This window comes from Segatella salivae DSM 15606, from assembly GCF_000185845.1.
Lineage (GTDB): Bacteria > Bacteroidota > Bacteroidia > Bacteroidales > Bacteroidaceae > Prevotella > Prevotella salivae.
This window is the reverse complement of record NZ_GL629647.1, coordinates 1,663,171-1,663,694: the sequence shown is the minus strand read 5'-3', so window position 1 is coordinate 1,663,694 and position 524 is coordinate 1,663,171. Positions and strand designations below refer to the sequence as shown.

The window sequence follows — 524 nt, the reverse complement described above, 5'->3', positions numbered from 1 at the left end:
CGGGAGAGTAGGTAGCCGCCTCCTTTTTATCAGAGCGTTCATTTGAGCAATCAAATGGACGCTTTTTTTATTTATTTTCTATTCCTCAATTCACCCGATGGTACACTGTGCCAAATAGGGCAATGCGGGAGAGTGGGTAGCCGCCTCCTTTTACAAAGCACTTTGAAGATACATTTCTTCAGAGTGCTTTTCTCGTTTATATCCCTGGCGGGCCTCCCGCAAACCATTCCGCAAAAAGTTTGTTATTTTCGCGTTTGGCGAAAGCTATTTCCCAAAAGGTTTGGCGTTTCCGCGCATGCCGAAAGTCGTTTCCCGAATGGTTTGGCATTTCCGCGCATGGCGAAAGTCATTTCCCGAATGGTTTGGCATTTCCGCGCATGGCGAAAGCCATTTCCCCAATGGTTTGATGCTTGCGGGCCTCCCGTAAATCAGTTTTTAAAGGTTTTGACGCTTGCGGGCCTCCCGCAAACCACTTTTTAAAGGATTTTGTGCTTGCGGGGCTCCCGCAACTCGCTTTTTAAAGG

Annotated in this window: 1 protein-coding gene; it reads left to right on the top strand. The window is 47.9% G+C overall.

Annotated elements, in window-relative coordinates; genetic code table 11:
• The first annotated feature begins 280 nt into the window (after window positions 1-280).
• Entirely contained in the window at window positions 281-427 is a 147-nt protein-coding gene (locus HMPREF9420_RS13910) for a hypothetical protein (RefSeq protein WP_155813724.1), read from the top strand.
• Window positions 428-524 lie beyond the last annotated feature (97 nt).